This is a genomic window from Hyphomicrobium sp. 2TAF46 (assembly GCF_052114865.1).
Classification (GTDB): Bacteria; Pseudomonadota; Alphaproteobacteria; order Rhizobiales; family Hyphomicrobiaceae; genus Hyphomicrobium_B.
This window is the reverse complement of sequence record NZ_JBFRFO010000001.1, coordinates 618738-638180: the sequence shown is the minus strand read 5'-3', so window position 1 is coordinate 638180 and position 19443 is coordinate 618738. Positions and strand designations below refer to the sequence as shown.

Annotated in this window: 17 protein-coding genes; 8 read left to right on the top strand and 9 right to left on the bottom strand. The window is 62.1% G+C overall.

From position 1 onward, the window contains the following. The 4 genes from AB4Z24_RS02925 (at position 1) to AB4Z24_RS02910 (ending at position 3785) form a co-directional block, all read left to right on the top strand. Positions 1-621 carry a LemA family protein gene (locus AB4Z24_RS02925; protein ID WP_441705842.1) on the top strand — a complete coding sequence of 207 codons (621 nt, stop codon included), beginning with the start codon at positions 1-3 and terminating at the stop codon, positions 619-621. Between the two features lie 138 nt (positions 622-759). Then, the gene (locus AB4Z24_RS02920) at positions 760-1605 is read left to right on the top strand and encodes a TPM domain-containing protein (protein WP_441705840.1); all 846 of its coding nucleotides are present in this window, start codon (positions 760-762) and stop codon (positions 1603-1605) included. 37 nt (positions 1606-1642) lie between these two features. Next, the gene (locus tag AB4Z24_RS02915) at positions 1643-2263 is read left to right on the top strand and encodes a TPM domain-containing protein (RefSeq protein ID WP_441705838.1); all 621 of its coding nucleotides are present in this window, start codon (positions 1643-1645) and stop codon (positions 2261-2263) included. 55 nt (positions 2264-2318) lie between these two features. Next, entirely contained in the window at positions 2319-3785 is a 1467-nt protein-coding gene (locus AB4Z24_RS02910) for an MFS transporter (RefSeq protein WP_441705837.1), read from the top strand. Here the strand turns inward: AB4Z24_RS02910 and purH are convergent. The 4 genes from purH to htpX form a co-directional block, all read right to left on the bottom strand. Next, on the bottom strand, positions 3782-5365 hold the full coding sequence (gene purH / locus AB4Z24_RS02905; protein WP_441705835.1) for a bifunctional phosphoribosylaminoimidazolecarboxamide formyltransferase/IMP cyclohydrolase: 1584 nt from the start codon (positions 5363-5365) through the stop codon (positions 3782-3784). The genes AB4Z24_RS02910 and purH overlap by 4 nt on opposite strands. A 119-nt stretch (positions 5366-5484) precedes the next feature. Further along, positions 5485-7203, bottom strand: a complete 1719-nt coding sequence (locus AB4Z24_RS02900; RefSeq protein WP_441705833.1) for a heparinase II/III family protein — start codon at positions 7201-7203, stop codon at positions 5485-5487. A gap of 102 nt (positions 7204-7305) precedes the next feature. Further along, positions 7306-8718, bottom strand: coding sequence for a 16S rRNA (cytosine(967)-C(5))-methyltransferase RsmB (gene rsmB / locus AB4Z24_RS02895; protein ID WP_441705831.1), 1413 nt, complete (start codon positions 8716-8718; stop codon positions 7306-7308). Position 8719: 1 nt separating this feature from the next. Next, positions 8720-9673, bottom strand: coding sequence for a zinc metalloprotease HtpX (gene htpX / locus AB4Z24_RS02890; protein ID WP_441706058.1), 954 nt, complete (start codon positions 9671-9673; stop codon positions 8720-8722). 141 nt (positions 9674-9814) lie between these two features. On the opposite strand from htpX, the gene AB4Z24_RS02885 reads away from it, so the two are divergent. After that, positions 9815-10060: a DUF1674 domain-containing protein gene (locus tag AB4Z24_RS02885; RefSeq protein ID WP_441705830.1), complete on the top strand. Its 246-nt coding sequence runs from the start codon at positions 9815-9817 to the stop codon at positions 10058-10060. A 23-nt stretch (positions 10061-10083) separates the two neighbouring features. On the opposite strand, the gene acs is transcribed toward AB4Z24_RS02885, so the two are convergent. From acs to tsaD, 5 genes are all read right to left on the bottom strand, one after another. Continuing rightward, a complete protein-coding gene (gene acs, locus AB4Z24_RS02880; RefSeq protein WP_441705828.1) occupies positions 10084-12030 on the bottom strand; it encodes an acetate--CoA ligase in 1947 nt (648 codons plus the stop codon). Positions 12031-12181: 151 nt separating this feature from the next. Further along, entirely contained in the window at positions 12182-12850 is a 669-nt protein-coding gene (locus AB4Z24_RS02875; protein WP_441705826.1) for a class I SAM-dependent methyltransferase, read from the bottom strand. After that, a complete protein-coding gene (locus tag AB4Z24_RS02870; RefSeq protein ID WP_441705824.1) occupies positions 12847-13287 on the bottom strand; it encodes an EVE domain-containing protein in 441 nt (146 codons plus the stop codon). The genes AB4Z24_RS02875 and AB4Z24_RS02870 overlap by 4 nt, the downstream gene beginning before the upstream one ends. 354 nt (positions 13288-13641) lie before the next feature. Next, positions 13642-14637, bottom strand: coding sequence for an NAD(P)H-dependent glycerol-3-phosphate dehydrogenase (locus AB4Z24_RS02865; RefSeq protein ID WP_441705822.1), 996 nt, complete (start codon positions 14635-14637; stop codon positions 13642-13644). Between the two features lie 69 nt (positions 14638-14706). Further along, on the bottom strand, positions 14707-15777 hold the full coding sequence (gene tsaD, locus AB4Z24_RS02860; RefSeq protein WP_441706056.1) for a tRNA (adenosine(37)-N6)-threonylcarbamoyltransferase complex transferase subunit TsaD: 1071 nt from the start codon (positions 15775-15777) through the stop codon (positions 14707-14709). Positions 15778-15939: 162 nt separating this feature from the next. Between tsaD and hemC the strand changes: the two genes are divergently transcribed. The 3 genes from hemC to AB4Z24_RS02845 all read left to right on the top strand — a co-directional run bounded on the left by hemC (position 15940) and on the right by AB4Z24_RS02845 (position 19437). Beyond that, positions 15940-16872, top strand: coding sequence for a hydroxymethylbilane synthase (hemC, locus tag AB4Z24_RS02855; protein WP_441705820.1), 933 nt, complete (start codon positions 15940-15942; stop codon positions 16870-16872). Beyond that, on the top strand, positions 16872-17597 hold the full coding sequence (locus AB4Z24_RS02850) for a uroporphyrinogen-III synthase (protein ID WP_441705818.1): 726 nt from the start codon (positions 16872-16874) through the stop codon (positions 17595-17597). The genes hemC and AB4Z24_RS02850 overlap by 1 nt, the downstream gene beginning before the upstream one ends. Positions 17598-17730: 133 nt before the next feature. Then, a complete protein-coding gene (locus AB4Z24_RS02845) occupies positions 17731-19437 on the top strand; it encodes a COG4223 family protein (protein WP_441705816.1) in 1707 nt (568 codons plus the stop codon). Positions 19438-19443 lie beyond the last annotated feature (6 nt).

Genomic DNA, 19443 nt, shown 5'->3' with positions numbered 1-19443 from the left:
ATGATCGCAGTGACAAGAACTTTTATTGCTCGTCCGATCGCGTTCTTGGCGATCATCATGGCGGGCCTCTCTATGGCGGGATGCGGCATCAACACCATCCCGACGCAAGAGCAACAGGCCAAGGCGGCCTGGAGCGAAGTACAGAACCAATACAAGCGCCGATCGGATCTCATTCCCAATCTCGTCTCATCGGTGAAGGGCTTCGCCGATCAGGAGAAGAGCGTTCTGACTGAGGTCACGAAAGCGCGCGAGCAGACAACGAACATTCAGTTGCCTCCCGATATTATCACCAACCCTGAAGCCATGAAGAAATTCCAGGATGCGCAGGCGACGCTGAGCGGTGCGCTTGGGCGGCTCATGGCGGTCGTCGAACGCTATCCCGATATCAAGTCAGGGCAGAACTTCCTGGCTCTTCAGAGTGAACTTGCCGGCACGGAAAACCGCATCGCCATCGCGCGCCGCGATTACATCGAAGCGGTAAGAAACTATAACACCGAGATCACGACGTTCCCCGGACGGCTGTGGAAGATGGCGCTTTATCCGCAGGCGAAGGAAATGGCCACGTTCGAAGTCTCACCGGAAGAGCAGAAGGTTCCGAAGGTCGATTTCAGCAAGCCTTAGCGTCCTAGAGCGTCGGTCCTGATAGTTTCAGGACCGACGCTCTATATCTTTTCGTTTCATCGCATTTTCTTTACGCAAACCGGTGCCCACTTTGCTTGAAAATGCTCTAAGCCCGCAACTTTGCTAGGAACTCGTCCGATGGCTGGCGCTCCGAACGCCGCTCGGTCTTTCACGTTGCACAGTGAGCACCGCGCGTTGGCTTGCGCGATGCTGCTGCTGTTATTTGCGGTCCTGCCCGCGTTTCTCGCACCGGCATTCGCCGAACCCGTCTATCCGCAACTCTCAGGTCGCGTGACGGACGAAGCCGGGCTGCTGACACCACAGGACAAGGCCGACATCGAAAAAGTTCTCGCTGATCTGGAACAGACTTCGACCGATCAGCTTGCCGTCGTCACGGTCAAGTCGCTGCAGGGCTATCCGATCGAGGATTACGGCGTCGGGCTCGGGCGCAAGTGGGGCATCGGTCAGAAGGGCAAGGACAATGGTGTCCTGCTCATCGTCGCGCCGAACGATCGCAAGGTTCGCATCGAGGTCGGCCGGCGGATCGAACCGTTCATGACCGACACCATGTCGTCTTTGATTATCCAGAATGCCATTTTGCCGAAGTTTCGGCGGGGCGATTTCGCCGGCGGCATCAAGGACGGCATCCGCGATATCAAATCGGTGCTGCTCGGTGACGCGGAAGAAGTAAAGCGGCGCGCGGCCGGCGGACGCACGGCGCAGGACGATCCGTCAGACATGATGAATCTTTTGATCTTCTTGCTGATCTTCGCGTTCATCGTCTGGATCAATTACCGGCAATCGCAAGTGGTACAGTCGGGCGTACCCGGCTCGCGGCGCCGCGGAGGAGGCATCGTTGTCATTCCGGGCGGCTCAGGAAGCTGGGGCGGCGGATGGTCCGGTGGCGGCGATAGCGGTGGCGGCGGTGGCTGGTCGGGCGGCGGCGGAGACTTCGGCGGCGGCGGCGCTTCGGGAAGCTGGTAGCAATGATCGGGTTTATGCAAAAAGGCGGTCGCGCACGATGAGCTTAATCAGCGCCAAGGACGAAGAGCGCATTTCCGCGGCCATCACGGAGGCCGAGCGCAATACGTCGGGAGAGATCGTTGCCGTTCTCGCCGAGCAGAGCAGCCGGTATCAGCATATCCCGTTCATGTGGGCTGGGCTTCTGGCTCTCGTCATTCCATGGCCGCTGATTTACTACACGTGGATGCCAGTGCAGTGGATCTTTCTCATCCAGCTTCTGGTCTTTCTGGCGCTTCTCGCGCTTGCCTGGCATCCGCGCGTGCGCACGTCGCTCGTGCCGAAGGCGATTTTGAACGCGAACACGCGGCGCCGTGCGAGCGAGCAGTTTCTCGCACAGAACCTGCACACGACAGAGGGACGAACGGGCGTCCTCATTTTCGTGTCTCTTGCGGAGAAGCGGGTGGAGGTCATCGCCGATAGCGGCATCGATGCGCTGGTGCCGCAAGGTACCTGGCAGAAAATCGTCGACGAGTTGACGGCCGATATCGGTGCGGGACGTGCGGTCGACGGGTTCGAGCGCGCGATCAAGAGTATCGGCGATCTGCTTGCCGCACACTTCCCGCCGGGAGACGCAGATCCGAACGTACTTCCCGATCATTTGATCGTCTTACGAAGCTGATAAACGTCGGCGATAAGCGACTTGGGCGATCCGGGTGGGCAAAGAGGGGAAGAGCATGGCAACGTTCGATCTCGGCGGCTCGGATGAGCAGGTCTCGTCTGCCGCAGCCAGCGATCCCGCTCGCGCGCCGCTTCGGGCCCGCGTTTCGTGGATGCTCTACGATTGGGCCGTGCAGCCGCACTACACGCTCGTTCAGACATTTCTTTTCGGCCCCTATTTTGCGAACGCCGTCGTCCAGAATTCCGCTTGCGGGTCGTGGATCGCGGAAGGCAGCGCGAACGCAGCTTGCGGTCAGGCGCTGTGGGGGTATGGGGCATCCGTCGCCGGGCTGCTGATCGCGATCCTCAGTCCGCTGCTCGGCGCTGCTGCCGATGGGCGCGGTTCGCGCAAGCCATGGATGGCCGGGCTTTCGCTGGTCTTTCTCGCGGGGCTCAGCGTTTTGTGGCTCGGCGTGCCCGATGCAAATCTGACGACGATCCTGATCGTGCTTGCGGGCTTCGTCATGGCGACGCTCGCGGCCGAACTGATGAGCGTCTTTTCAAATGCCATCATGACGGGCCTCGTGCCGCGCAGCGAGCTTGGTAGGCTGTCCGGCACGGGTTGGGCGGTCGGATATTTCGGCGGGCTCGTTAGCTTAGCGATTGTCGCCGGTTTGCTGGTGGCCGTTCCAGGCGCGGAAAAAACGTTGCTCGGGCTCGAGCCGCTCTTGACGCTCGATGGCGCCACGCATCAGAGCGACCGCATCACGGGGCCGTTCGCGGCGATATGGTTCGCGATCTTCATCATTCCGTTCTTTCTGTTCGTGCCGGACCGGCGGCGAGCAGCGAGCGCGCATCCGGAGCGCACGGCGATGGCCGAGCTTTGGGATACGATCAAATCGCTGCCCGCGAGCCCAAGCCTTCTGATCTTTCTCGTTGCGCGCATGCTCTATACCGACGGGCTGACGGCGATCTTTGCTTTTGGCGGCATTTACGGTGCGTCGGTATTCGGCTGGGGAGCGCTCGAGCTGGGAATTTTCGGCATCATCCTGACGCTCGTCGGGGCGTTCGGAGCGCTCTTCGGCGGCTGGCTCGACGATGCCATCGGGCCCAAGACCGTCATCATCATAGCGCTCTTCGCGTTGATCGCGGGCGCAGCTGGCATTCTGTCGGTCGATAAGAACCACATCTTTTTCACGGTCGAGGTCGCCGAGAAGGTTGCCGGGTCGAAGCCGTTCTCGTCGCCCGGCGAGCATGTCTTTCTCGCCTTTGCGATCCTCGTCGGCATTGTCTCGGCACCGGTTCAGGCGGCGAGCCGCTCGCTGCTCGCGCGCATCGCGCCGCCCGACAAGATCACGCAGTTTTTCGGGCTTTTCGCGTTCTCCGGAAAGGTAACGGCGTTTCTTGCGCCGTTCGTCGTCGCGTTCTTGACCGTCGAGACGGGAAGCCAGCGCATCGGCATGGCGGGCGTGCTGGCGTTCCTCGTAGCTGGCGTCCTGCTGATGCTCTTCGTGCGGGTGCGGCCGGCACCGTCTACGCGCTAATGCCGGAAGTGGCGGACGCCGGTGAAGACCATGGCGAGGCCGCGTTCGTCGGCCGCCTTGATCACTTCATCGTCGCGCATCGAGCCTCCCGGCTGAATGATGGCCGTTACGCCAGCCTCGGCCGCCGTGATTAGTCCATCGGCGAACGGGAAGAACGCATCCGAGGCGACGACCGATCCGATCGTCAGGGCCAAGTCCAGGCCTTCGGCTTTTGCGGCCTCGGCGGCTTTCCAGGCGGCGATGCGGGCAGAGTCGACGCGGCTCATCTGACCGGCGCCGATGCCGACCGTCGCGCCACTTTTTGCATAGACGATGGCGTTGGACTTCACGTGCTTCGCAACTTTGAACGCGAACCGCAGGTCTTGCAGCTCGGCTTCAGTCGGAGCGCGCTTCGTCACGACTTTCAATTCGAGATCGTCGGCGTTGCTTGCATCCCGTGATTGAACGAGGAAGCCGCCCGCGACGGATTTGAAGTTCAGGCCTGCGGTCCGCGAGTCGGCGAGGCCGCCCGTCAGCAGCAGGCGGAGATTTTTCTTGGCCGCGAAAATTGCTTTTGCCTCATCGGATGCGCCGGGGGCGATGACCACCTCGGTGAAGATCTTCGTTATTTCGCCGGCAGCTTCGGCATCGATCGACTGATTGACGGCAATAATGCCACCGAAGGCGCTCGTCGGATCGCAGGCGAGCGCTTTGCGATAAGCGTCAGCGAGGGACGAGGCGAAAGCGACGCCGCACGGGTTGGCGTGCTTGATGATGGCGACGGCCGGAATCTTCGGATCGAATTCCGACACAAGTTCGAAGGCCGCGTCGGTATCATTGATGTTGTTGTAGGAGAGTTCCTTCCCCTGCAGCTGCTGGGCGGTGGCCACACCGATGCGGTGTTCCGCCGAGAGATAGAGCGCAGCTGATTGATGGGCATTCTCGCCATAGCGCAGCGCCTGGCCAAGCTTGCCGCCGAACGCGCGGTAGTCGGGCGTCGTCGTGCCGATCTCGCGCGCGAACCAGTTGCTGATCGCCGCGTCATAGGCTGCGGTTCGGGCGAAGGCTTTGGCGGCGAGAGCTTTGCGGAGCGCGAGCGTCGTCGCTCCATTGTTGGCAGCGATTTCCGCGAGCACGCGATCGTAATCGACAGGCTCGACGACGACAGTGACGCTGTCGTGATTTTTCGCGGCGCCGCGGATCATTGCCGGGCCGCCGACGTCGATATTCTCGACGCAGTCATCGTAAGCCGCATTCTTGGCGATCGTGGCCTCGAACGGATAGAGGTTCACGACGAGCAGGTCGATCGGCAAGATTCCGTGCTCGCGCGCAGCTTCGTCGTGGACGGCGCTGCCGCGAATGGCGAGAAGGCCGCCGTGGACTTTGGGATGCAAAGTCTTGACGCGCCCGTCCATCATTTCGGGAAAGCCCGTCAGCTCGGAGACGTCCTGAACCGCGAGGCCCGCAGCCTTGAGGGTGGCGGCGGTGCCGCCGGTCGAAACAAGCTCGATGCCACGGTTTTTCAGAGCGGTGGCGAAAGAAATGAGCCCGGTCTTGTCGGAGACTGACAGGAGGGCCCGGCGTATCTGTTGATCGGCCATGTGCATCCCAGTGTGTTCTGAGTGGCGGTTAGCACGGCGCGTTTGGCAAGGCTATCCCGCGCGTGGATCTGACGCGCGAATGCGGGCAGTTCTCCGCCGTGCGATCAGGTCTCTTTCGATCAGGTCTGGCCGCCGTTCGGCCGTTCCGCGTGCACGGACCAGCCGACTTCCGTCTGGCCGAAGGTCGTCCCGCGGAGGACGATTTGGAGGCCCGGCCGCGGGCCGGCGCTGTCGACAAAGAACAGGCTTTCCTCGATTGATAACTGGGCGGTGTCGCCAGCAACGGTGAACAGCCAGGTTTCGCCGTCGCGGAGCGTAATTCGGCACGCGCCCTTTCCGGCCAAGCGACAGAGGCAATCCGGATGAAGATGAAAGTGAATGGCGTAGGGAAGATCTTGCTTCAGTCGGAGCGTTCCTTTCGGCGGCTCGAGGCTGTCTGCGCCGTCCAATCTGTCGCCATTTGCCGACAAGGCGAGGCGCCGGGCGTGGATCAAGCCGTAGCGTTTGAGGTAACCGTCGTGGTTGCCGATTAACTGCGCCTGTTCCGGGCCGTTGTTGAATTCGAAGGCGACCGCGTCAGGCCCACGGATCGGCAGGCCATCGACCATGGTTTCGAGCTGGTCATGCCGGATGAGCCGCGACGACGACGTTTCGGCGAGGCAAAGCGTGTTGTGGCTGGCGGTCGCGCGCGCAACGGAATCCCAGTCGTGGTCGGCGGGTCCCGGAAATCCGCCGTTAGCGAAAATCAGATGATGGCGCGCCGTCATTTCGAAGGATAGCGCTCCGGCCTGCGCTTGCGTCGAAAGTTCAAGCGGGGGAGGCGAGCCGACGTCGGCGACGATGATCGTTGAACCGCGTTCAAGCCTGGCATAGCCCGACGAATGAGCGACCGGCATGAGGTCGAGTTCGCCGCTCGAATAGCCCAGAACCGTCGCCAGCGCCGCGGGCGAACCCGTGCTGACGCCGTTGAAACGCGCGAGCATGCCGTCGCCGAGCCGCATGAAGCGCAAAAACTTCAGAGACTTTTTGATTGCCGTGTTGATCTCGTCGGGCGGCGGCAAAGCGCGCGAGCTGAAGCACTGGCCGAGCGGCAGGAGGTCGAGGACGAGATCGGACAGCACGCTGGCGCTGCGGCTAACGTGTCCGCCGTCGTCGAGAATCTGCCGCTTCAGTTCGGTCACGAGCGCGGCTTCCGCTTCCTTCAATTGCCGGTCGTGCCCGGAAACGGAAAGGCCCGTCAGGACGAGCGCAATCAGGCAAATCATGCGGGGCACGCCGTCGGGGGCATTGCGCCATGTCGTTCGGAGCGCAACTATCTGTTGACCCATGCTCGACATGATTTGCGTGTAGGAGCGCGCGTCGAGGCCCTCGAGCAGCATGTTGGCTTGCGATATCCAGGAGATCAGCCGACGGGCGATGACCTCGGGTTCATAAGCGATGCCTTGTGAGAGACGCTTCAAGGCGATCCATTCGAGAACGAGTTCTCGCGCCGCCGTGGCCGCCTCTTCTTCCTCGGTCGCCGCCAGATGCCGTAACCAGCCAAAACCGTGAAGCTCGCGCTCCCATGCGAGGCTCGGTGGCGTCACGCGAAAGGCCGACGCGCCCTTCAAATCTGCGATCTCGGACGCGAGGCCGAAGTGGCCGTGCGTGACCTCCGTCCAGAAGCTCGGATCGGCTGCGCGCAGCTCCTGCGGAACGATCAGGATCTGATCGGCGCCGTTGCCCGCGTAGCGCCAACGCAAAAGCGGCGACGATAGCGTGAAGGTCACGGCGCGGCGGCGGAGGCGCTCAACCGAAAGGGAGCGAATCTTCAGCCGTTCCGTAACATTGAGGCTCAAGGGGAATCGCTCCTGCGTCGCGCGAAAATTGGCCCGATCGGAAGATTGGAGTAGCCCCTGACCCGCGCCAAAACAAGGCGCGCGGGCGCACATACTGTGAGCTTAGGACGACTTCACCAGGGTTGCTGCGAAAAAGCCGTCGAGGCCGCGCAAGCCTTCGGGCAAATCGGCGAAGTGGGAAGGCAGCGTCCGGAGATCGCCGTCCGAGGTTCGCCATGAGAGGGGGATTGTCGCTTCGTCGAGCATGATGGGGCGGCGCGCGAAGTCCTTGTGGCGGTCGAGAAAGGCCTCGACCTGGCTTTCGCCTTCGTCGCGTTCGAGCGAACAGGTGCAATAGACGAGCGTGCCGCCTGGCTTCAAAAGACCAGCGGCGCGGTCGAGCAATTTGGACTGCAGGCTCGCGAGGGCAGCGACGTCTTCCGGGCGCTTCAGATACAATATATCGGGATGGCGGCGGATCGTTCCGGTCGACGTGCACGGGCTATCGAGAAGAATGGCATCGAACTGCGTTTCCGAGGTGAACGTCAGCGCGTCGGAGACGACGGTATTCGCGGTAAGTCCGAGACGCGTGAGATTTTCTCTGAGGCGTGACAATCGTCCGGCCGACTTGTCGACTGCCGTCACCTCGGCGCCACCGGCTGCGAGCTGCGCCGTCTTGCCTCCAGGCGCGGCGCAAAGGTCGAGCACCGAAAGACCGGCGACATCGCCCAGAAGCTTCACCGGGAGAGCGGCGGCGGCGTCCTGCACCCACCACGCGCCAACGCTGAAGCCCGGCAGTTCCTCGATGCGTCCAGCTTGGGCGCAGCGGATAGAACCCGTCGGCAGCACGACGGCGCCGATGCGCTCGGCCCACAGTTCGGGATCGGATTTGACGGTCAGATCGAGCGCCGGTTCCAACAGCGATGCGCGCGCGATTTGCCGAGCCTCGGCAGCGCCATACGTGTCGCTCCAACGCTTGAGGAGCCAATCTGGGAACGTCAGCGTGACATTATCCAGCGATGCGAGGCGGCCCTGGCCGGTTTCGCTCAAGCGCCGCAGGACGGCGTTGACGAGATTTGCAAAGCGCTTGCCGTTGGTGTCGGCGTGACATTGATCGACGGCAAGAGAGATCGCGGCGTGCGGCGGCGTTTGTAGCAGAAGGAGCTGCGCCGCGGCTGCGAGAAGGATTTCGTCCAAGCGGCCGATGTGTTCGGGCAGCGGCTTTGCGATGTAGGTTTTCAGCACGGCCTGGAGCGCGCCGCGATTGCGGAGAGCCGTGGTGGCGATGAGGCGAGCGAAGGCGCGGTCGCGCGGAGCGAGATCGCGTGCTGCAGACACGGTTGCGAACGCATCGTCGAACGGGCGATGTTCAATCAACACGGAGAAGAGCGCCGAAACCGCGGCATCGCGCGTCTTCAGGCCATCGCCAGCGGGTGACGGGTGACGGTCGGTCTTGGCTTTGGGTTTCTGATCGCGCTTGAAGCGCGCGCCCGTTGCCGCCGGGCGCGGACCGTTTCTTTTTATAGTGTCTTTCACATCAGCCCCAAGGGTTCGGCGGTTTGGTGTAGTTCTGACCACCGATCCAGACTTGACCGGAGCCGCCGGAGTGACCGCTGGGTCCTGTGCCGGTTGCGCCCATCTCGCGCGCCAGGGCTTCGAGCGCGGCGATGCGATTTTCAACATTGGGGTGGGTCGAGAAGAGATTGTCGACGCCGTGGCCGTTCAGCGGATTGATGATGAACATGTGCGCGGCCGCGGGGATCGCTTCGGCTTCTTCATTTGGAATCCGGCGCGCCGCGACATCGATTTTTCGCAGAGCCGAGGCAAGCCAAAGCGGTTTGCCGCAAATCATCGCGCCGAGACGATCGGCCTGATATTCGCGGGAGCGGCTGATTGCCATCTGCACCATGCCGGCGGCCATCGGCGCAAGAATGATGGCGGCGAGTGTGCCGAACACGCCGAGGCCGCCACGATCGCCACTGCGGCCGCCGCCGAACAGCATACCGAACTGCATCCATTGAGCGACCATCGATACCGCACCGCCTATCGTCGCGGCGACGGCCATCGTCAACGTGTCCCGGTTTTTGATGTGCGCCAGCTCGTGTGCGAGCACGCCAGCGATCTCGTCGCGGTCGAGGGCTTCAAGAAGGCCGGTCGATGCGCAGACGGCGGCGTGCGAAGGGCTGCGGCCCGTCGCGAATGCGTTGGGCTGCGGATTGTTCATGATGTAGACGCGAGGCATCGGAAGGCCGGCATTCTGTGCCAGATCGCGCACGATGCGATAGAGCTCAGGCGCCGTCGCTTCGCTGACCTCCTGGGCGTTGAACATGCGCAGTACGATCGAATCCGATTTCCATAGACTGACGACGTTCATCACCAGCGCGATAAAGAACGCGATGATGAGACCGGCCTGGCCGCCGATGGCTGCGCCCAATGCGACGAAGATCGCGGTCAATGCTGCCAGAAGCAGCGCGGTCTTGGCATAGTTCATAGGCATTTGAGCATACTCGCGACACGTGGTCCCTAAGCTAGTCTACAACCTTACAGCCGCGTATATATGGTGCCGGACGAAATCCATAAAGGCGAGGCGCCGAAAAAGGCAGCGAAACCGATTAAAAGGACGTTTTTCTATATGACAGCCGAAGATCGGACAGGCGATGACAGGGCCAGGGGCGATCGGCCGGACGAGGCGCACTCGACTTCGCCCGATACGCGCGTGCTGACGCTCGAAGCTCGCCGGGCGCTCGCTGAGGCCGAAGAGCGGCGTCAAAAACGGGCTGACGAATCCAAGGCGCCGCGAGAAATCGGTGGCAGAGACGGTCTCGATCCCACGCGTTTCGGCGACTGGGAGAAGGGCGGCATCACATCTGACTTTTGATGCCGCCGCCGGTGGCGTCGGCGCTAGATGACGCGCCGGTTCTGACGATTTGTAATCAGATCATCGACGACGGTCGGATCGGACAGCGTTGAGGTATCGCCCAAGCTGCCGAAATCATCCTCCGCGATCTTTCGCAGGATGCGGCGCATAATCTTGCCTGATCGCGTCTTCGGCAGACCCGGCGAGAACTGGATGAGATCAGGGGAGGCGATCGGGCCGATTTCTCTACGGACGTGGGCGACGAGATCGCGCTTCAGCGCGTCATCGCCGCTCTCGCCGATGTTGAGCGTCACGTAGCAATAGATGCCCTGGCCCTTGAGATCGTGCGGATAGCCGACGACGGCGGCTTCGGCAACCTTCGGATGGGAGACGAGCGCGCTTTCGACTTCGGCCGTGCCCATGCGGTGGCCGGAGACGTTGATGACGTCGTCGACACGTCCGGTGATCCAATAATAGCCGTCGGCATCGCGCCGGCAGCCGTCGCCCGAGAAGTACATTCCGGGATAGGCAGAGAAGTACGTTTGCACGAACCGGTCATGGTCGCCGTAGATCGTGCGCGACTGTCCCGGCCAGCTGTCGAGTATGACGAGATTGCCTTGCGCCGCGCCGCCGAGGAATTGGCCTTTTTCGTCAACGAGGGCGGGACGAATGCCGAAGAAAGGCTTCGTTGCCGAACCTGGCTTCAAATCCGTCGCGCCGGGAAGCGGCGTGATGAGAATGCCGCCCGTTTCGGTTTGCCACCACGTATCGACGATGGGGCATCTGCCGTCGCCGACGACGTTGTGATACCACTCCCAGGCTTCGGGATTGATGGGTTCGCCGACCGAGCCGAGAAGGCGCAACGAGGAGCGGTTCGTGGCTTTGACGAGCGCATCACCCGCACCCATCAGCGAGCGAATGGCTGTCGGCGCGGTATAGAAGATCGTGACTTTCCACTTATCGACGACGTTCCAGAACCGCGATGACGTCGGATAGGTCGGCACGCCTTCGAACATCAGCGTCGTTGCGCCGTTCGCGAGCGGTCCGTAAACGATGTAGCTGTGCCCGGTGACCCAGCCGACGTCCGCCGTGCACCAATAGATATCGTCTTCGTGGTAGTCGAAAACGTATTGATGGGTCATCGACGCGTAGACGAGATATCCGCCCGTCGTGTGGACGACGCCCTTCGGCTTTCCGGTCGAACCCGACGTGTAGAGAATGAACAGCGGGTCTTCGGCACGCATTTCCACCGGGCTGCATTCGGCGGGAACGGTCGCAAGCTCTTCATGCAGCCAGAAATCGCGGCCGTCCGTCCAGGGGACGGGGTTGCCGGTGCGGCGGACGACGAGCAATTTTTCGTCGCCCTTGCATTTTGCGAGCGCCGCGTCGGCGTTCTTCTTCAGGGGCACACTTTTGCCGGCGCGAAGGGCTTCATCTGCCGTGATGATGAGCTTTGAGTCCGCGTCTTCGATGCGGTTCTGAAGGCTGTCCGGTGAAAATCCGCCGAAGACAATCGAATGAACAGCACCTATCCGCGTGCAGGCGAGCATCGCGTAGGCTGCTTCGGGGATCATGGGCAGATAGATCGTAACGCGGTCGCCTCTCTTGACGCCGTGCTTCTTCAGTACGTTGGCGAAGCGCTGCACGCGTTCGTGAAGCTGGCGATAGGTGATCTGTTCGCTTTCGTTCGGATTGTCGCCTTCCCAGATGATCGCAACTTTATCGCCGCGCTTCTCGAGGTGGCGATCGATGCAGTTTGCCGAGACGTTGAGCGTCCCGTCTTCGTACCAGCGGATGTCGACGTTGCCAGGCGCGAAGCTCGTATTTTTCGCGCGCGTATAGGGCTTGATCCAATCGATGCGCTTGCCGGCGTTTGACCAGAATTTCTCAGGGTCGGCAACGGACTGCTCATACATCGTGGTATAGGAATCAGCGTTAATATAAGCCCGCTCCGCCCATTGAGAGGGCACGGCGTAAACTTTGTCCGACATGAGAAGCGCTCCTCCAATTGGCCGTCTGAGACGCGGCCATTTTCCCTATTATGCTGTGGCGAGCGCCGGTTCACAACATGATCGATGGTCGACCTATCGCTGTCCGGGCCCAAAATGTTTGCAGTTCAATATCGCACTGCCGCAACGCCCGCTACCCGCCCCAAACGGTCGTCCGCTTGATATCGTAATCCTCAAGTTCGCGCGTTACCGGAACCTGATATTCCGCAAGCGGTGTGAATCGATTTTCCGGGAAATAGCTTCGCCGGGGATCGCCGATGTAAACCAAGCATCCCCGTTCCCTGGCCCGGTCGATGTATTGGGTGACGCGGGTGGCGAGCTGGCGCTCGTAAAAGAGATCTCCCAGGATGACGACGCTATCCTCAGGCGGCTCGGCGTCGAGCAAATCGGCCAACGCCGTTTCGATGGTGACGCCGTTCGCTCCGGCATTCACGGCGCAGGCGGCGACCGCCAATCCGTCGATATCCGCGGCCAGGACGCGCGCGGCCCCTGTCTTGGCGGCTGCGATCGCGGAAATTCCGGAACCGGCGCCAATGTCGAGAACGGTCCGGCCACGGCAAATTTCGGGGTGATCGAGCAGGTAGCGGCTGACGGCCTGACCTCCGGCCCAGGCAAAAGCCCAGTAGGGCGGCGGCACGTTAAGCGCATCGAGCTCGTCCTCGGTCTTTTGCCAAATCGGCAGCGACTCTTCCGCAAGGCGCAGCATGATTTCGGGCACCAAAGGCGGAGCGATGGGCTTCGTGTTTTCGAGTATGAACTGTTTAGCGCTTTGAGGATCAGCGGGATCGAGCCGAGCTGTCATCGGTCCTTGAGCGTCTTCAGATCGACACCGCCCATCTTGCAGATTTCCTTCCATTCATCGGCGGACACGGGCTGGACCGACAGACGCGAATTGTTGACGAGCACCATGCTCGAAAGCTTGGGGTTGGCCTTGACGGCGTCGAGGCTCACCGGTTTTGGAACGGGAACGACAGCGGCGACGTCGACGCATTCCCACTTGCCGGTATCATCCTTCGCCTCGGGATGAGCAGGTGCAATGACGCGGAGAATGCCGACGATCTCTTTGCCTTCGTTCGAGTGATAGAAAAATCCGAGGTCGCCGACTTTCATCGCCCGCATGTTGTTGCGAGCCTGATAATTGCGAACACCGTCCCACGATTCCCCCTGCTTGCCACGGGAAACGAGATCGTTCCAAGAGAACACGTCGGGTTCTGATTTCAGCAGCCAGAAGGCGGTCATGCTCAGCCTTTATGTAAGTGGCTGGTGCTAGCGCGAAACGGCCGGTTGCTCAAGGCCGCGCCGAAAGATGCAAAAACCCCATGCTCGCAAAAGCATGGGGTTTAAGACGCGACACGAAACTTTTGGCGGTCAACGAACCTTGGAGCGAATCCTATAGCCCAAGACCTGTTGGTCCGTTATCTCAGCAATGCCTTGATATTCGGTAAAGGCGTCGTGCTTGCTGCTCATTCCGATTGGCGGAATGCTCACCCGCGAACGCGTGACGAGCCCAATCATCGGCGACGATTTGGGGAAATCATCGAAGCTCAGGATGAAAGGTCGCAGCCGATGCGCGGTCGCGATCAGGCGACGCCGTCAGTCTTCGGCCTTCAGCGGCCGTTGCATCAGTGCTGTAATCGCTTCATCGACCTCAAGCCGGCCTTCGATGATCCCGTGCACGGCTTCGGCGATCGGCATTTCGACACCCTTCTCGCGCGCGAGACGGACGAGCGCAGCGCAGGTGTAGACGCCTTCGGCGACCGTTACGCGCGTGCCGAGGAATTCGCTGAGGCTCCGGCCTTCGCCCAAGGCACGTCCGAGCGACATGTTGCGCGACTGTGCGCTGCCGCACGTCAAGATGAGATCGCCGAGCCCGGAGAGGCCGAGCAGTGTTTCGGGCCGCGCGCCCATCGCCTCGCCGAAGCGGCGAAGTTCGGCAAATCCGCGGGTGACAATTGCGGCGTGCGCGCTTGCTCCGAGGCCGCGGCCTTCGACGATGCCAGCCGCTATCGCCAAGACATTCTTCACGGCGCCGCCGAGTTCGGCGCCCAGCACATCGCTCGACCAATAGAGGCGCATCTGGCGTGAGGAGAGCGCGGCCGTCAGTGCGCGGCCAGTGGTTTCGTTGCGGCAGGCGAGCGTCAGTGCCGATGGCAGGCCGCGTGCGACGTCGGCTGCGAAACTCGGTCCCGAAAGAACGGCGCGCAATGCCTGAGGCGCGGCTTCCTCGAGGACGTCGCCCATGAACCGGCCCGTCGATTCCTCGATGCCCTTCGCGCAGATGATGACCGGCGTATCTGGAGCGAGCTGCTTTGCAAGCCTGCCTATCACGTTGCGCAAGTGCTGCGCCGGAACGACGGCCAGGATTGCATCCGAAGCTGCCGCCGCCAAAAGATCGGGTGTGGCGCGGATCGCGGGATTGAGGCTGACACCGGGCAGGAATGTCCGGTTGACGTGGCGCTTGTTGATGTCGTCGACGACCTCGGTCTCGCGCGCCCATAGCGTGACCGCCGTCTGGCCGTGCGCCAACGTCTGGGCAAGCGCAGTTCCCCACGCGCCCCCGCCGATAATGCTCACCGACTTAATTTGCAAGCGTGCCCCCGGGTCGAATACGTCTTGAGTTTAGCACGGCATTTCGACCAGCGCTGCCTCTCGCTGCCTCTAGGCTTTGACGCCGGCGCCCGCCGCTTTGGCCGCGGCAGGATCGAGCGGCCAGCGCGGTTTCACGGGTGCGTCGAGGCCATCGACGAATCCCGCTGCCAGGCGTTCCGCACCGGCCCAGGCAATCATGGCACCGTTGTCCGTGCAGAGTTCGAGGGGCGGTGCGCGGAAGGCGAAGCCGAACTCTCCGGCAATTCCGATGAGCGTCGTTCGCAAGGTCTTGTTGGCAGCGACGCCGCCGGCCGCGACGAAGTTTCGGGGCGCGCCCTCCGGGAGCAGCGGAAGGATGCTGCGGATCGCCAAACGCACCCGATCGGCGACGCTGTCGGAAACGGCGGCTTGAAACGACGCGCAGAGGTCGGCGACATCCTGCTCCGAGAGCGGGGAGATCTTAGCGGCGGCGTGGCGGACGGCGGTCTTGAGGCCGGCAAACGAGAAATGGGGGTCTTCGCGGCCCAGCATCGGCCGGGGGAGGTTGAAGCGTCGCGGATTGCCGTTCAAGGCGGCGCGTTCGACGGCGGGGCCGCCAGGCATCGGGAGGCCCAGCAACTTTGCGGTCTTGTCGAAGGCTTCACCGAGCGCATCGTCGATCGTCGTCGCGAGCCGGCGGTATCGGCCGGTGCCTTCGACCCAGAGCAATTGGGTATGGCCGCCCGATACCAGGAGCATCAGGTAGGGCGGCCGGATGCCATCCGTCAGGCCAGCCGTCAGAGCGTGGGCTTCGAGATGATTGATGGCGAGGAAGGGGAGGCCCGTCGCGAGCGCCAGGGCTTTGCCGCTGGTCGCGCCAACGATCAGGCCGCCGATGAGGCCCGGTCCCGTCGACGCCGCAACGGCGGAAAGATCGCCGAGCGCAACGCCTGCTTCATCGAGAGCTTTCCGAATGAGGATGTCGAGGCATTCGGTATGAGCGCGGGCGGCGATTTCGGGGACGACGCCGCCGTAGAGGGCGTGGCTGTCGAATTGGGACAGTACGACGTTCGATAAAATGCGCCCCTTGCCTGCGGCATCGCGCGCCACGATGGCGGCGGCGGTCTCGTCGCAGCTCGTCTCTATGCCGAGAACCAGCACGGGATCGGGCGCAAAATCGGTAAGCTCAGCCATATGTTCAGGAACTTGCCGGCGCGAGGTTGGAATTCGCGCGCCTTTGGAGCATTAGTATCGCCCGAATAACGGCACTCTTTGACCCGAAACACGGACACGAGCGCCCGCCTAGCATCCGGAGAGACCTTTTTGCAAGCGACGCGCATTCGTATCGGCACTCGAGGCTCGCCTTTGGCACTCGCCCAGGCGCATGAAGTAAAGGCGCGCCTGATGTCCGCCCATGGTTTGCCCGAGAGCGCCATAAGCATCAACGTCATCAAGACGACGGGCGATCGCGTGCTCGACCGGCCGCTGGCCGCTGTCGGCGGGAAAGGTCTCTTTACCAAAGAAATCGAAGACGCCCTCCTTGCGAATGAGGTCGATGTCGGTGTTCATTCGATGAAGGACATGCAGACGGTTCTTCCCGGCGGGCTCGCCGTTGGGGCCGTCCTGCCGCGCGAAGATCCGCGCGACGCGTTCATTTCATTGCGGCATGCGCATTTCAATTCGCTTCCGTTGAATGCGGTTGTCGGCACCTCCTCGTTGCGGCGCAAGTCACAGGTTCTCAATGCGCGGCCGGACCTTCGGGTCGTGGAGTTTCGCGGCAACGTGCAGACGCGGCTACGCAAACTCGAGGAAGGCGTCGCCGAAGCAACGTTCCTCGCCGTTGCGGGTTTGAAGAGGCTCGGTATGCAGGATCGCATTACCGCACCGGTTCCAATCGAACGCATGCTGCCCGCAGTGGCGCAGGGTGTGATCGCGCTCGAAATTCGCGATGGCGACGAAGCGACGGCGGCGCTGATCGCACCGTTGAACGATCCCGAAACGGCTGTCGCTGCCACTGCCGAGCGCACGTTCCTTGCCCGGATGGAGGGCTCGTGCCGCACACCCATCGCTGGTTACGCTCAGATCAACGCCGGTGAGTTGCTCTTTCGCGGGCAGATCCTGTCGGTTGATGGCAGCAGGCGTTACGACGTTTCGCGAAGCGGTCCGCCGGAGAACGCATCCGATCTCGGCCTTGCCGCCGCGGACGAAATTCTAACCAAGGCTGATCCCGCTATTCTTTCTCGATCGAACGCCTGATGCATGTCGTCGTCACGCGGCCTCACGGCGATGCCGAGCCGCTCAAGTCGCGCATTGAAGCGCTAGGCTGGCGTGTCACGCTCTCGCCGCTCATCGAGATCGTGCCCGATGCTATTCCCTGCGACATTCTTCGTGATGCGACGGCGCTGATCGCGACGAGCCGCAATGCGTTGACGGCCGACTTGAAGTCCGCAAACGATTTGCCGCTTTTTGCGGTCGGGCCCGGTACGGGCGCCGTGGCCAGGGAAATCGGTTTCACGAAAGTCATCGAAGGTCCGGGAACGGGCTCGGATCTCGTACCTATTCTCGCTTCGCGGCGGGCGGAGCTCGGCGAACGTCCGGTTTACCTGCGGGGCGATGTCATTGCCTTCGATATCGCAGGGGCGCTGGCGAAGGCCGGGATCCATGTCCGAGCGGCAAAGGCTTACCGGTCGGTTGCTGCTGAACGCTTAAATCCGGAGGTCATCAAGGCGCTGCAAAACGGCAATATCGACGCTGTCACGCTGATGTCGCCGCGCACGGCCGCGACCTGGGCGCGTCTCGTCGGAGATTTGTCGTCGCCGGTACAACTTTCCGGCGTAACCCATCTCTGTCTTTCCCCGCGGGTGGCTGAGGCCTTGGGGCAGCCGGAAAAAGGCTATAACGTCCTGGTCGCTTCACATCCTAATCTTGAAGAAATGATTGCGCTTGTAAAACGTCTCGCGGCAAATTCGAAAGCGGAGTAAGTAAGGCGCGTAACGGCCGGTTAGATGCCCCGGCTTCAGAGCTTTCTCAACAGACAAAAATTTTGACTGAATGCCCGGCTACCGACCGGGTTCAGATGGCATACGCGAGTTCCGTGTGGAGGCTAAAGCTTCGATGGCAGACGACAAATCGAGTGCAGGATCAAGCGCCGGAAAACGGCCCTATGCGACGCTCGACCTCAAAGCGACCGAGATCGAAAATACCCCCGCGAAGGGTCAGAGTTCGCCGGAGACGGCAAAGGGTCTCGGCGCCGATGTGCCTTTGCCCGCAGCGGCGCGGTCCTATGCGGAGACGTCTGCCGACGCTGAAGCCAAGGCCGACACTTCGACACCCAAATTCTTGAAAAGTGATAGCGCGAAATCATCTGCTTCTGCCGGTGCATCGGCGTCGGCCGCCGGTGGGGCGCGCGACGACGATGACGAGGAGGATATCGTCATCCGGAAGCGCGGCGGATTTTTCAGCCATCTCGCGGCGGGCATAGCCGGTGGCGCTCTTGCGCTCCTCGCCTACCAGTGGGGGCTTCCGCAGCTTGGGTTCAGAGGATCGGACGATGTGGTTGCCGCGCTCACGCAGCGCCTCGCGGCGATCGAGAAAGCGCAGAGCGCGCCTTTACCCGCGCCGGACTTGAGCAGCATCGAATTCCGCCTCTCCGACCTCGAGACGCAAACGAAGAAAATTCCGGCCATCACGGAAAGCCAGAACCGCCTCGTCGCGGAAACAAAGGCGGCGCTCGCGTCGGCGGCCTCGGATGCCGGATCGCCGCAGCTCATCGAGCGCGTCGGCAAGGTCGAAGACAAGTTCAAGGCGCTCGCCGACGCCGGCGTCAACGATCCCAATGCCAACCGCATCGAGCAACTCGCGGCGTTGACCGGCAAGGTTTCCGATCTCGAAACGAGCCTTTCGACGCAGCTCACGGCATTACGCGTTAGCGTCGCCAAGGATGTCGAAGGCCGCGTGCAAGCGGCGACCGAGGCCAGCGAGGCCGCTCGCTCCGGAACGCAACGCATCGATAAGGACGTGGCCGGGCTGAAGACGGACAACGTTCGCATCGAGACGGCAATTGCGGCGGTGAAGACGGCCGCCGATCATATCGCGGCCGATCTGAAGGTCGCTCAGGACGAAACGCAGAGTCTTAAAAACTCATTCGAGGGTTTGAAGACGGCGGCGGCCAAACCTGCGGACATCACGGCCGCGGTTCAGCCTCTCACCGATCGCACGGCCGCTCTCGAGAAGAGCGTGCAGGGTGTCGTCCAAGGTGACGCGGCGCGGCAGGAAAGCGCGCAGCGCGTAGTGCTCGCACTCGAATTGCAGAACTTGCGGCGTGCGCTCGACAGCGGCGAGAATTTTTCCAGCCAGCTCGCGGACGTGAAGAAAGTCGCGGGCAATACCGTCGATCTATCGGCTCTCGAGAGCTTGAAGGAGACCGGCGTGCCGTCGCTCGCTGATCTGACCAAGGATTTCAGATCTGCCGCCGACAACGCCATCGACGCCGATGCCGAGCCCGATAACGCGACAGTCGTCGATCGCCTGTGGGCGGGTGCGAAATCGGTCGTTCGCGTCCGGCGCGTCGATCTCAAGGCCGACGACAAGAGCACCGAGGCCATCGTCGGGCGCATGCAGGTCGCGCTGAACGACGGACGACTGCCGGATGTCCTCGAGGCAGCAAAAGAGCTTTCGCCGAAGGCACAGGATGCGGCACGGCCTTTCCTCGATAAGGTTGCGGCGCGGGTCAGTGTCGATAAGGCGTTGGCCGACCTCGAATCCCAACTCAAGTCATCGATTGCGACCGGCTCTCAGCAGACGGCGAAGCCGTCGCCTTAACACTTC

Excerpts from the sequence above, each read along its gene's own strand:
- AB4Z24_RS02870 (WP_441705824.1), bottom strand. The coding sequence starts at position 13,287 with ATGACCGCCTTCTGGCTGCTGAAATCAGAACCCGACGTGTTCTCTTGG.
- AB4Z24_RS02845 (WP_441705816.1), top strand. The coding sequence starts at position 17,731 with ATGGCAGACGACAAATCGAGTGCAGGATCAAGCGCCGGAAAACGGCCC.
- htpX (WP_441706058.1), bottom strand. The coding sequence starts at position 9,673 with ATGAACTATGCCAAGACCGCGCTGCTTCTGGCAGCATTGACCGCGATC.
- AB4Z24_RS02915 (WP_441705838.1), top strand. The coding sequence starts at position 1,643 with ATGAGCTTAATCAGCGCCAAGGACGAAGAGCGCATTTCCGCGGCCATC.
- AB4Z24_RS02850 (WP_441705818.1), top strand. The coding sequence starts at position 16,872 with ATGCATGTCGTCGTCACGCGGCCTCACGGCGATGCCGAGCCGCTCAAG.
- AB4Z24_RS02910 (WP_441705837.1), top strand. The coding sequence starts at position 2,319 with ATGGCAACGTTCGATCTCGGCGGCTCGGATGAGCAGGTCTCGTCTGCC.
- AB4Z24_RS02875 (WP_441705826.1), bottom strand. The coding sequence starts at position 12,850 with ATGACAGCTCGGCTCGATCCCGCTGATCCTCAAAGCGCTAAACAGTTC.
- purH (WP_441705835.1), bottom strand. The coding sequence starts at position 5,365 with ATGGCCGATCAACAGATACGCCGGGCCCTCCTGTCAGTCTCCGACAAG.
- acs (WP_441705828.1), bottom strand. The coding sequence starts at position 12,030 with ATGTCGGACAAAGTTTACGCCGTGCCCTCTCAATGGGCGGAGCGGGCT.
- AB4Z24_RS02885 (WP_441705830.1), top strand. The coding sequence starts at position 9,815 with ATGACAGCCGAAGATCGGACAGGCGATGACAGGGCCAGGGGCGATCGG.
- AB4Z24_RS02920 (WP_441705840.1), top strand. The coding sequence starts at position 760 with ATGGCTGGCGCTCCGAACGCCGCTCGGTCTTTCACGTTGCACAGTGAG.
- AB4Z24_RS02925 (WP_441705842.1), top strand. The coding sequence starts at position 1 with ATGATCGCAGTGACAAGAACTTTTATTGCTCGTCCGATCGCGTTCTTG.